This window comes from Blautia sp. BIOML-A1 (assembly GCF_009883055.1).
GTDB lineage: Bacteria > Bacillota > Clostridia > Lachnospirales > Lachnospiraceae > Blautia_A.
Genome location: NZ_WWVR01000053.1, coordinates 1 through 12,460, shown reverse-complemented (window position 1 = coordinate 12,460; position 12,460 = coordinate 1). Strand labels below are relative to the sequence as shown.

Sequence of the window (12,460 nt, the reverse complement as noted above, 5' to 3'; positions counted from 1 at the left end):
AATATGGCAAAATCCCGAGACATACGGGGCAAAATGCTATCACCGAAGGTGATTTGGAATGCATTTTGACCAAGTTACTGTGAACGAAGTGAACAGTAAGAAACTGAGTGCTCCTCGCACATAAAAAAACCGGCTCCTGATGGAGCCGGTTTTTTATATCAGTCCGGAATTACCGGTACTGCATCTGCCGGAATCGGGCATACATAACCGGATTTTGTACGTTTTTCAAACTCTGCTCTTGCTTCATCCAGAATCGACGTATCCTCAAGAATATCAATCGCAGCCGCTGCAAGAACTTTTCCCGCATGAACTGCCGCTTTATGTCCGATTTCTGAACCATCACAGGAGACATTCTGCCAGCTGTGTCCCGGGCATCCATTTGGCCATGCTGCCACATGAATCTGTGCTGTCGGAGTCAGCCAGCTTACATCACCGACATCTGTCGAACCAGCCTGGAATGCATCCTTCTGATACAGAGGTGCAAGAAATCCATTCATAGCATGTCCATATGCTTTCTGCATCTTCTCAACTTCTTCTCTTGCATCCTCATCATTTTCTGCTGCAACCCCGGGAACTGCACTGTGATCATAAGTGTCTGCCAGTGTATCTGCAAAGGCATTTTCTTCTTCTGTATACTCCGGAACTCCAAGTTCCTGGAAATTTCTGTAGAGAACCCTCTCCAGAGCAAAATTGCTCACGGTATCCGCAAGTCCGTCAATAAACTTTCTCTCATAAGTAGTCTCTGTCATCAGAGCTGCACCCTCTGCGATCTTGTCCACACGTTTCTGAAGTTCTACCGCCTCAGCCACATGATTGGATCGTACCATATAAAGAACACTCGCGCGAGGCTGTACAACATTCGGACTGCAGCCGCCTGCATCTGTGATCGCATAGTGGATTCTCGCCGTGTCGCTCATATGCTCTCTCAAAAACTGTACTCCAATGTTCATAAGCTCCACTGCGTCCAGTGCACTGCGTCCCATCTCCGGTGCACCTGCCGCATGAGAAGCAGTTCCGGTAAACTTGTACTGTACCTGAATACAGGAATTAGAAGATCCTGTTGCCACCTCATTGACATCCTCCGGATGCCAGGTAAGTGCCACATCCAGCTTTTTCCATACACCATCTCTTGCCATAAATGCTTTTGCGGCACCACCCTCTTCTCCCGGACATCCATAGAAGAGTACCGTACCGGAAATGTCGTTTTGCTCAAGATAGGCTTTGATTCCAAGGGCAGCGGCAAAGGCTCCTGCACCAAGAAGGTTGTGTCCACATCCATGACCATTTCCACCTGCACAGCGTTCTTTTCGCTCGGTCAGACCAGCCTCCTGGGAAAGTCCGGAAAGTGCATCATATTCTGCCAGAACTCCGATATATGGACGTCCATGACCATAAGATGCGGTAAATGCCGTCTCAATACCTGCTGTTCCACGCTCTACTTCAAAACCTTCCGCTTCCAGTGCATCACAATAGGTTTTTGCTGACTTGAATTCCTGAAGAGAAAGTTCCGCAAATTCCCATACTTTATCTGCAATCTCAATGACCAGATCTCTTTTTTCTTCAATTGTCTGCAGTGCAGACTGTTTTTCTGCTGTCATAATCTACCTCTTTCTGTAAAGTATAAAAAGGCAACCAGAATTTTCGTAGCTGTTCACAGTAACTAATTTTCTGATTACCTTTTTCACTGATTCATAACTGCTCAATATCTTCCATAAATATTACAGTACCTTGGACAGGAATTCCTGAAGACGTGGATTGGTCGGATTCTCAAAAATATCTGCCGGTGTTCCATCTTCAAGCAGTTTTCCGTCTGCCATAAAAAGTACACGGTTTCCGACTTCTCTCGCAAATCCCATCTCATGAGTTACCACCACCATGGTCATTCCTTCTTTTGCGAGTTCTTTCATAACATCCAGAACCTCTCCTACCATCTCCGGGTCAAGTGCCGATGTTGGCTCATCAAAAAGCATGACATCAGGTTCCATGGCAAGCGCTCTCACGATCGCAACACGCTGTTTCTGTCCACCGGAGAGCTGGATTGGATACGCATTCGCACGGTCAGCAAGTCCTACACGTTCAAGAAGCTCCAGAGCCTTTTTCTCTGCATCTGCTTTGGAAACTCCCTTGACCTTCATCGGTGCAAGTGTCATATTATCAAGAATCGTCATGTGCGGAAACAGATTAAAATGCTGGAACACCATTCCCATCTTCTGTCTGAGGGCATCGATATCCAGTTTGACCTTCTTGCCGGAAGCATCCTTATATCTCCTCTTGGTAATATCCACGCCATTAAAGATGATCTCTCCATCTGTCGGTTCTTCCAGAAGGTTCAGACTGCGAAGGAAAGTAGATTTACCGGAACCGGAAGGTCCGATGACTACCATAACATCGCCTTTGTTAATATTCACAGTCACATCATCCAGTGCTTTGATCGCACCTCTGTGATAATGTTTCTTAAGGTTTTTTACCTGGATCATACTATCGTTTGTCGCCATGGCTCATTCTCCTTTCGAAATATGCGATCAGTTTGGAGGTCGGGAAGCACAGGCAGAAATAGATCGCTGTTGCAACCAGCAGAGGCTCAATGATGATAAATGTTGCACCCTTCACTGCGTTTACAGCAGACATGATATCCTGTACACCGATGGTATAAGTAATCGCAGACTCCTTGATGATAACAACAAATTCATTTGCGATTGCCGGAAGGATATTTTTGAGAGCCTGCGGAAGGATAATGTAACGCAGGTTCATAGTCTGGGAAAGTCCCAGAGAACGTGCTGCCTCTGTCTGTCCCTGATCAATGGACTGGATACCGGCACGGATGATCTCACAGAGATACGCACCAGAGTTCATGCCAAGTGCTACTACACCAGGGAAAAATCTGTTAAATTTAATGAATCCAAACATCTGGAAGGATGGCAGATCGATCATTCCAAAAACCCCATAATAAATGATGAAGATCTGTACAAGCACAGGAGTGGATCGAAGGATCTCAACATATGCTGTTGCGATAAAAGAAAGAGGATTAAATTTTGACAGCCATACCAGCGGTCCTCCCTCTCTCAGATGTCCGTTTCGCTTCACGGCAAGACCACGGAACGGACGAATGTTCGACATACGCATCAGTGCCAGAAGCAGGGCGAGTACGAAACCGATCGCTACTGTAAAAAGAGACAGCAGTACAGTTACCAGAAGTCCCTGTCTGAACAGCTGTGCATAGGGAGCAATTTTCCCGAAATTTGATAATTTAATAAAACTGTCCATAAAAACTCCTTTCATTATATAGTAGTATTTTCAGCAAAATTCCTCCCCATGTATTCTGGGGAGGAATCTGTCAGCTATTATCTTGTATTTCCTGTAAAGTAAATCTGCTTATTCAGCATCTGTTTCCGGAACAGCACCATTATCATCCAGTGTTCCTTCATATGTCTGACCTGCTGCAAGCTCTGTAGCATCTGCAACAAATTTGTCCAGGGAACCATCTTCCTTGGCGGATTTAATTGCCTCATTGACAGCCTTCAGAAGAGCCTCATTTCCCTTGGCAACACCGATGGAAGAACCGGTTGCCTCATATGGTACGTCACATACGATCTCGAGATCCGGGTAGTTCTCTTTGTAGCTCTCTGCAACAGCTGTTTCGATAAATGCTCCGTCCATCTTGCCAGTCAGAAGTTCTGTGATAAGATCTGTAACCTTCGGAAGAGATACGATATCAGCATCCGGAGCATTCTCGTTTGCAAGAGTCAGCTGGATAGAACCTGTCTGTGCTCCGATAGAATAATCTGCGTTGTTTGCATCTTCCAGAGTCTTGAATTTGTCTGCTTTATCCTTAACTGTTACAAAAGACTGTCCACCTTCATAATAGATGTCAGAAAAGTCCATTGCATCCTCACGAGCCGGATCCGGTGAAAGACCAGCCATACCAAGGTCTACGTTCTTCTGAGACAGTTCGCTTAAAACACCGTCAAAGTCCATCGGAATTACTTCCAGTTCCAGTCCCATCTTGTCTGCAATATATTTTGCCAGATCCATGTCGAATCCTGCCAGTGACGGATTGCCATCCTCATCGATAGAATAGAATTCATACGGTGCAAAATCCGGGCTTGTTGCTACTGTAAGCTTGCCATCTGTAACGGTCTCAACCTCATCTGCTGCAAATGTCGGTACTGCCATAGAAACTGCCATAACTGCGCCAAGTGCCAGTGCTGTAATTTTCTTTAAGTTCATTTTCTTCTCCTCCTCGTTCTGCTTCGAGAATATTTATGCATGAATTTGCATATTTCCTCTTCGTTTTACTTATTGTAACACACTATTTCAAAATTACAAGCACTACTTTCATTAATAAACACACAAAATTTCCGTCATATTTGTCAGTTCCTTTGTAAAAACACCTAAATCCGGATGGATATCCCTGTATTACACTTGAATATACTCATATATTTTTTTATAATAAATAAATACTTTTGTTTTCTAAATTTTTATGCATTTTACACATAAAAGGAGGCTGTGCTATGGGAATGAATCAGACACCCACCTCAGAACGGGTACATATCAGTTTTTTCGGAAAAAGAAATGCAGGTAAATCCAGTGTCATCAATGCTGTGACCGGTCAGGATCTCTCCATCGTTTCTTCCGTCATGGGAACCACGACGGATCCTGTATACAAGACAATGGAACTTCTTCCTCTCGGACCTGTAATGATCATTGATACTCCCGGTATTGATGATAAAGGAGAACTTGGTGCGCTTCGTGTCCGCAAAAGCTATCAGGTTCTGAATAAAACCGATATCGCCATTCTGGTCATAGACAGTACAATCAGCAAAACAGAAGAAGAGTTCGCCCTGATCCATCGTTTCCATAAGAAAAAAATTCCATATCTGGTCGTTTATAACAAGATCGATCTGCTTTCAAACGAAGAGATCAAAGATCTGGCTATGTCTGTCCGTCCCGGCGAAGTTCTGGTCAGTGCTTCCTCAAATATGAATATCTATGAACTGAAAGAAAAAATCGCCTCTCTCAAGCCAGAAGATACGCACAAATATCCTCTGATCCAGGATCTGATCGAGCCTCTGGATCTGGTGATCCTTGTTGTCCCGATCGACAAGGCCGCGCCAAAAGGCCGTCTGATCCTGCCGCAACAGCAGACGATCCGCGACATCCTGGAGAGGGGTGCGCTTTCTCTTGTTGTACGTGATACCGAACTTAAAGATACTCTGGAACATTTCCGTGCCCAGGGGATCAGGCCACGGCTCGTAGTCACCGACAGCCAGGCATTTGCACGCGTTTCCAGAGATACCCCTGAAGATATTACCCTGACTTCATTTTCTATTCTCTTTGCGAGATATAAGGGAGAACTTGAGACACAGTTAAAGGGAGTTTCTTCACTTTCTTCTCTTGAAGACGGCGACCGTATTCTGATATCTGAGGGATGTACGCATCACCGTCAGTGCGGAGATATCGGAACCAGCAAGATTCCCGACTGGATTCGAAATTATACCGGCAAAAAACCAGTCTTTGAATTTACCTCCGGAACAGAATTCCCGGAAGATGTTTCTTCCTATAAAATGGTGGTTCATTGTGGTGGATGTATGCTGAATGAGAGGGAAATGAAATATCGTATTGCCTGCTGCCAGGATCAGGGAGTTCCCATCACCAACTATGGTATCCTGATCGCACAGGTCACAGGAATTCTAAAAAGAAGCCTTGGTCCTTTTCCAGAAATGCAGAAACTGCTTCCGTAGACTTATCGGCAAGAAATTTTAAGCGTTGTTCATAAGAATTTTGAGTTCTTTTTGGTAAATTTTCACAAAATCATAACATTTTTCCGCTATACTGTGGTTCTATGATACTGGAAAGTTTATCCAGCTTTTTACAAAAGATATTGTGTTACTGTTCACTCCGTTCGCAGTAACTTGGTCAAAATGCATTCCAAATCACCTTCGGTGATGGCATTTTGCCCCATATGTCTCGGGATTTTGCCATATTCATGGCAAAACACCTCGCGGGATATTACCTGTGAACAGTTACGATATTATAACTAATGGGGAGAATACTTTAATAACAGGAGGAAATTTATGAAATTTACAAAAATGCAAGGTATCGGCAATGATTATGTATACGTAAACTGCTTTAAGGAAACTGTCACCAATCCCTCTGAAGTAGCCAAATTTGTCAGTGACCGCCACTTCGGAATCGGATCTGACGGACTGATCCTGATCAAACCATCTGATGCTGCCGACTGTGAGATGGATATGTACAACCTTGACGGATCCCAGGGAGCCATGTGCGGAAACGGAATCCGCTGCGTTGCCAAATACGCTTATGATTACGGTATTGTCAACAAGACAAGCATCTCTGTTGCCACCAAAAGTGGTATCAAATATCTTGATCTGACCCTCGGTGATGACGGTAAGGTCGCTCTGGTCAAAGTAAACATGGGCTCACCGATTCTCACAGCAAACCAGATCCCGATCGTATCCGACAAGGAACAGGTCATCAATGAGCCATTGGATGTAGATGGCACTGCTTATCGTATCACAGGTGTTTCCATGGGAAATCCCCATGCGATCGTATATATGGATGATCTCGAAAACCTCGAAATCGAAAAAATTGGTCCGAAATTCGAAAACCATATTGCTTTCCCGGATCGTATCAATACAGAATTTGTCAGGGTCATTGACCGCCATACTCTTCAGATGCGCGTGTGGGAACGTGGTTCCGGTGAAACCCTCGCCTGTGGTACCGGTGCCTGCGCTGTGGCTGTAGCCTCCACCCTGAACGGACTCGTCGATGAGGGCAGGCCTGTCACCGTCAAGCTCCTCGGAGGCGATCTCCAGATCCTCTGGAACCGCCAGGAAAACCTTGTCTACATGACCGGACCGGCTACTACTGTTTTCGATGGAGAGATTGATCTTTCATTTCTTAGGTAATCTGTAACAAAAAAGCACTGAACTCATGACACTATCATGGGTTCAGTGCTTTTTCTTATTATTCTGGTAAAATTTAAAAGCTCAATAGAAATATCATTATTAATATCTCTTTCCACCACTCTTAATCTTGATTCTGCCAGCTCAAAATAGTTCCCATTACTTTTCTTGGCTGTGCCTTTATTTGAACATCAAATTTTAATGATGTTCTTGATATTTTTGAGTCTGCATTATGCAATCTCATAGAAATAATCCATTGATCAAAATAAACTTCTATAGTTGTTTTGCTCTTAGGTTTTACCCGTACTTCAACGATTTCTTCTGGCATAGTAATTGTTTGTACTGCTTGCTCATTCTTGTGACCATTATAGTCTCTCATAAGGCAACCATGCATATTATATGGATATACCTTTGTAGCACAAGAATGATCCTCTTTAATAAATTTATAAAAATCACGTGTTCCGAACATATATTCAAAAAATGTTTTTGTAAACAATCTTGCTCGTTCCTGCTCTTCTTCGCTTGCATTTTCATCTACCGTTCCCAAGCGTTTTATTTCTGTTGCATATAATTTTATAATAGGATAATAAATACTCTCTTTTTTATCTGCAACTTCTGACCATTTTTTATACTTATTCGCATATAAATCTATTAAATCAAATACTTTATTCATTTCACAAATGAACTGCCTACTACATTCAAATTGCCCATTCGTCCAAGCCTTCGCAAAATCTGGATTCTCTGTTATTCTTGGATGTTTCACTGCTTCATGATTATTTTTACAGCTAATCCCTATATCAATAATTTCTATTTTTCGATTCTCATCTTCAAATATCTTTAAATCAATATCTCTTACATCACCTTTACTTCCTGCTTGATCGGGCATAGCTCTTAAAATTCCATATAATTCTTCTTTTGATGTTAAAATCGGCTCTACACTTCTCAAATATCGAGCAGCAACTCGAGCTGCACGGTCATAATCATTAGGAGTTTCTTCTACTTGTATAAAATCTATTTCATTGTCATCTTCTTCAACTTCTTCATTAAGGTCACTAATAAGCTGATATGCTCGTTCTATATTTTTATAATATTTGTCCCTGTGTAGCTTTAAATTTGAAGCCTTCCATCCATGCTCTATCAACTCTTGATATATACCAATCAATGTAGCATATTCAAAAGCTTTTCCACTTATTACTGTATTTGTAATTCTTTTATCTGCCGAGCTTCCTTTTATCTCTGCTTCTGGATTTTCCATATTTAAAAAAGGACTTAAATCCTCTGTCATTAAAATTCTATTTACCTCTGTTGCTATCGCTTCTGCTAATTTTACAGGTACCGCATTTCCAATCTGTCTATACTTGCTCTCTAAATCACCACAAAATTCCATTTCCCTTGGAAAAGTTTGTATCGCCGCAGCCTCTCTATAACTTAATCTTCTATATTTTCCAATAAATTCAAATTTATCTTTTGCTGCAAATTGCATTCCATCTGAGTCAGGACTTAATGGAACCTGTTTTGCCATAGCAGGTATCGTAAATGAAACATCATCATAATCTCTTTGTCTATTTCTCGACATATATCTAGATGAAAATGGTGCCTGACATACTTCATTTAAATCCACTTCATTTAGATCTTTTAATGCTTCTTTTAGCGTTACAATTTTGGGATCTCCAGAAGGGAAAATATATGCCCCACCTTTGCATATTTCATTTTTTATTCCTATAAATATAACTCGCATTCTATCCTGTGGAACTCCATAGTTTTTTGCATTAACTGTTGGTGCCGACATTGTGTATCCTAACTCAGAAAAATCTTCAATAATTTTATCAAAAACAGCTCCACCACCTAATGTTTTTATTCCTATAACATTTTCAGCCACAATAACCTTTGGTTTTTTTATTCTAACCATTTCTACAAAGTGTCTATATAAAACATTTCTAGAATCATCAACTTGTCTTGGTCCCGCTAAAGAAAATCCCTGACATGGAAATCCACCTAATACAACATCTACCTCTGTATCTGGTAATACAGTTTTTAAATCCAATTTTGAAATATCTCCACATTTAATTATTGTACACTCTTTTTCCGGTTTTCTACTTCCATCCTTATTATAATTAGCCCATTTATCATACGTGTCACATGCATCTTTTGCCGAATCATTGGCCCATAATATTTTAAATCCTTTATTATGAAATCCCATATCTAAACCGCCAGCTCCAGAAAACATAGAAACAACTTTAAAACTCATTCCAATAACCTCCATCGTCCTTTGATTCCTTTGAATCATTCGCCTTAACCACTTATATTATACAACATTATTTCCCGAAATAATTTTAAGACTACTATTTATACTGCACTTATTTTCCAATAAATATTTTATCAAATATGCATCCTGATAATTTAAATCTGGAAAATAATATATCTCTTTTTCATCAACTTCTGCTAGTAATCCCTTTTTATTTTGAGCACAAAAGAAATTTAATATTTCTTCTTTCTGATTTTCCTCTACATTGAAAACTACTAATTTATGTTTTCTTATCTTTTCTATATTATCACAGATATCATCAATATATAAGTTCTTTATTAATAGTTTTCCCTTCTTATCAATCATAATCGTTTTTATAGTTCTACATTTTTGTTTTTCTAAACAATACTCAATATTCATTAAATGTTTTATTTTTTTCATACACACCTCGCAATTATAGAACATATGTTTTTATTTTTCAAGAACTATTTTCACCACTTAAACGCATTTTTTATAATTATTTTATTCTCTTATGATTTTAGCTTACATTCAAAAAATCTTGTGTGAATATCACCTCAACTTCCAGTAACTAAAATTAATTTTTCCTGCATTTAAATATAGCACATTATGTACTTTTCGAAAAGAAAAAATGTTCGACAAAATTTTCCATAGATAATCATTCATACACAACAAAGCGTAGCTTCACATTAACAACAAAAAAACACTGAACTCATGATTCATCATAACTTTCAGTGCTTTTTCTTATTATTCCACATTATTTTTTAATTCATATTCTGCCTCTATTTCTGTTTTTTCATTTTCAAGTTCAAGGCGAATCTTTTCGTACTCCGTAGCAAATTCCCAATCTGTCATTTGTTCTGCTTTGAATTGCTCTAATGTTTTCATATTTTCACAGCCCTTTTCGGTAAACTTTGTTTATCGTTGCCTGGGCGTGTTCCAGTTCTTTCTTTTGGATGATTGCTTCGCGGTCGGTCAGGATTGCGAGCATTTCGTCTACTACGTCCTCCGGGCGGGGATTGGAGACGCGGTAGAGGTAGCCTAACATTCGCGTGGCTGTATAATCTGTATTCATCTGCTGATAGGCGATCTCCTTGCAGAATTCATCCGGATACCCCTTTTCACATAACGCATGATAAAGTTCATCTGATCTAGATTCCATTGTTTTATACCTCCAATGTTTCTGTGTCTACTGTATACACAGTATAACCGCTTTCATTCTAGTTCTCAATACTATCTCAAAAAATCCCCTGATATTTCTCCTTCCTCTAACTTTGCAAATGATTGTTAATCATCCCAAAATATGATATGCTTATAAAAACTCCTGGATATAATTTCATATAAATTCGGATGTGATACGATATGAGATACAATCTACCGGATAGAGTTTTCAGAGAACTTACCACACTTGCCCAGAAATATTCCGTTACCAAAATCATACCATTTGGTTCTCGCGCACGAGGTACGCATACAGAACGAAGCGATATTGATATTGTCGTATACGGTGTGGATTTCGATAACTTTTACTGGGATGTCAAAGAAAATATATATTCACTCTTGATGTTTGATATTATACAAGCAGATGCACCCATTTCAGATGCATTAAAAGAAGAAATAAAAAAAGATGGTATTACCATCTACGAAAACAAACTTAAATCACTTACAACCTAAAACACCTGACACCAATTTTTCAAAATCAGTAAAGTCAACACCCTCCCGTCCTCCACAATGAAGAACTCTGTATCTTTCCTACTACCATTCGTCCCGTCGAAAGCACAAACGAGGGGTGTGCAGAGGGGACTGCGAAGTCCCCTTTGCGATTCCCCACAGCATCCGCTGTAAGTTTTCTCAACTTCTCAAGCCAATATTTCCTCTTCTTAAGAGAAATACTTCTCTTTTATGATCTCCACCGGCATCTCTTCCCCTGTCCAGAGTTTAAAGGATGCAGCTCCCTGATACAGAAGCATGTACATACCGTTACCAGTCTTGCATCCTGCTTCCTTTGCTTCACGGAGCAGTCTTGTCTCCTGTGGATTATAAATTACATCAAATACAAACAGATCCTTATGGAACATACTTGTATCTGTGATGATCGTTCTGTCTACGTTAGGAGCCATTCCCACAGAAGTACCGTTTACAAGGATCGCACTCTCTGCGATGGATGCCCGGAGAATCTCCGGATCAGAATAATCATGAAGTGTAACCTTACACTCTGTTCGTTCGTTCAGCTTCGCAACGATCTCCTCAGCTCTTCCAAAGAAATTATCTCTTACATTAAATACATTGATCTCAGCAACACCATCCAGTGCAGCCTGTACCAGGATTGCAGTAGCTGCTCCGCCGGCACCCAGAAGAGTCATCTTCTTTCCGATGATGTCCACTCCGTTCTCTGCAACTGCTCTCATAAATCCAACGCCATCTGTTGTATAAGCAGTCAGTATGCCATTGTCATTGACAATCGTGTTGCACGCACCGGAAATCTCGGAAGCAGGAGATACCTTGTCAGCAAGCTTACACATGATATTCTTGCCCGGCATGGTAATATTCCATCCTCTGGCTCCCATTGTGCGGAGACCCTGAACTGCTTCCGGCATCTTGTCTTCCGGTACATCAAACGCAAGATATGTATAATCCAGCCCCAGCTGATCGCATGCTTCATTGTGCATTTCCGGTGAAACGCTGTGTGCGACCGGGCTTCCAAGTAAACATAATAATCCGGTGTGTCCTGTGATATGTTTTGACATAATCCATATTCCTTTCCGCGTATCAAAATTTGGCAAGTCCTCTCTCACCTTTATGTAGTGTCAATTATACACGATTTAAAGTGATAAAGCAAGGCTGTGTTTTATCATGTCTCGTGCATATTCCATTTTGTTCTAAACCATGATATAGTGAACTACTCGGCAACTGAGTTACCAGAGCATCTGAAATCTGGCGGGATACCGCCTTTTTTCAGGGTGCGTCCATGACACCAATACTGCTTGCCTTTCGGCTATGCAGCTACTTTTATTATTTCTGGCTTTTTTAGTCCGGTTACGAACAATTCTTTTTGCTTCCCGGATACGGACAGATATTTCCGCAGGATATTAAACGCACCTACCGCATCTGCGTTAAATCTTACTCCGTCAGTTATATACATCCCCCGCTCTTTTCGGTTTGATGATTCTGCATATCTCTTTGATATTTCCGGTGAAAACGGGCTGCACTGACTGGTATAGCTTTCCTCTTGTTTTATCAATTGAATCCCATACAGTTTCAACTTATATTCCAG

At 40.8% G+C, this 12,460-nt stretch carries 13 protein-coding genes; 3 read left to right on the top strand and 10 right to left on the bottom strand.

The annotated features are described in order from the left end of the window. Nucleotides 1-158: 158 nt before the first annotated feature. The 4 genes from GT674_RS15800 to GT674_RS15785 all read right to left on the bottom strand — a co-directional run bounded on the left by GT674_RS15800 (nucleotide 159) and on the right by GT674_RS15785 (nucleotide 4,227). Nucleotides 159-1,598: a M20 family metallopeptidase gene (locus tag GT674_RS15800; RefSeq protein WP_161286568.1), complete on the bottom strand. Its 1,440-nt coding sequence runs from the start codon at nucleotides 1,596-1,598 to the stop codon at nucleotides 159-161. 120 nt (nucleotides 1,599-1,718) lie between these two features. Then, nucleotides 1,719-2,495 (bottom strand): amino acid ABC transporter ATP-binding protein, encoded by a 777-nt coding sequence (locus GT674_RS15795; protein ID WP_161286566.1) that lies wholly within the window; start codon nucleotides 2,493-2,495, stop codon nucleotides 1,719-1,721. Then, nucleotides 2,479-3,264 (bottom strand): amino acid ABC transporter permease, encoded by a 786-nt coding sequence (locus GT674_RS15790; protein WP_161286564.1) that lies wholly within the window; start codon nucleotides 3,262-3,264, stop codon nucleotides 2,479-2,481. Before GT674_RS15790 ends, GT674_RS15795 begins: the two co-directional genes overlap by 17 nt. Nucleotides 3,265-3,372: 108 nt before the next feature. Next, entirely contained in the window at nucleotides 3,373-4,227 is an 855-nt protein-coding gene (locus tag GT674_RS15785) for a transporter substrate-binding domain-containing protein (protein ID WP_161286563.1), read from the bottom strand. A gap of 284 nt (nucleotides 4,228-4,511) precedes the next feature. On the opposite strand from GT674_RS15785, the gene hydF reads away from it, so the two are divergent. Next, a complete protein-coding gene (hydF, locus tag GT674_RS15780; RefSeq protein ID WP_161286561.1) occupies nucleotides 4,512-5,741 on the top strand; it encodes a [FeFe] hydrogenase H-cluster maturation GTPase HydF in 1,230 nt (409 codons plus the stop codon). A 333-nt stretch (nucleotides 5,742-6,074) separates the two neighbouring features. Then, nucleotides 6,075-6,929 carry a diaminopimelate epimerase gene (gene dapF / locus GT674_RS15775; RefSeq protein ID WP_161286559.1) on the top strand — a complete coding sequence of 285 codons (855 nt, stop codon included), beginning with the start codon at nucleotides 6,075-6,077 and terminating at the stop codon, nucleotides 6,927-6,929. Between the two features lie 121 nt (nucleotides 6,930-7,050). On the opposite strand, the gene GT674_RS15770 is transcribed toward dapF, so the two are convergent. The 4 genes from GT674_RS15770 to GT674_RS15755 all read right to left on the bottom strand — a co-directional run bounded on the left by GT674_RS15770 (nucleotide 7,051) and on the right by GT674_RS15755 (nucleotide 10,351). Beyond that, complete coding sequence (locus GT674_RS15770) at nucleotides 7,051-9,174, bottom strand: HaeIII family restriction endonuclease (RefSeq protein ID WP_227240649.1); 2,124 nt, start codon at nucleotides 9,172-9,174, stop codon at nucleotides 7,051-7,053. Nucleotides 9,175-9,231: 57 nt separating this feature from the next. Then, nucleotides 9,232-9,612, bottom strand: a complete 381-nt coding sequence (locus tag GT674_RS15765) for a hypothetical protein (protein WP_161286556.1) — start codon at nucleotides 9,610-9,612, stop codon at nucleotides 9,232-9,234. Between the two features lie 324 nt (nucleotides 9,613-9,936). Next, nucleotides 9,937-10,077 (bottom strand): hypothetical protein, encoded by a 141-nt coding sequence (locus tag GT674_RS15760; protein WP_161286555.1) that lies wholly within the window; start codon nucleotides 10,075-10,077, stop codon nucleotides 9,937-9,939. 4 nt (nucleotides 10,078-10,081) lie between these two features. After that, nucleotides 10,082-10,351: a hypothetical protein gene (locus GT674_RS15755; RefSeq protein ID WP_161286553.1), complete on the bottom strand. Its 270-nt coding sequence runs from the start codon at nucleotides 10,349-10,351 to the stop codon at nucleotides 10,082-10,084. A 200-nt stretch (nucleotides 10,352-10,551) separates the two neighbouring features. Here GT674_RS15755 and GT674_RS15750 point away from each other — a divergent pair, with 200 nt between their 5' ends. Continuing rightward, entirely contained in the window at nucleotides 10,552-10,860 is a 309-nt protein-coding gene (locus GT674_RS15750) for a nucleotidyltransferase family protein (protein WP_161286552.1), read from the top strand. Between the two features lie 206 nt (nucleotides 10,861-11,066). On the opposite strand, the gene aroE is transcribed toward GT674_RS15750, so the two are convergent. Then, a complete protein-coding gene (aroE, locus tag GT674_RS15745; protein WP_161286550.1) occupies nucleotides 11,067-11,933 on the bottom strand; it encodes a shikimate dehydrogenase in 867 nt (288 codons plus the stop codon). A gap of 248 nt (nucleotides 11,934-12,181) precedes the next feature. Beyond that, on the bottom strand, nucleotides 12,182-12,460 hold a 279-nt coding region (locus GT674_RS15740; protein ID WP_161286548.1), incomplete at its 5' end, for a zinc ribbon domain-containing protein.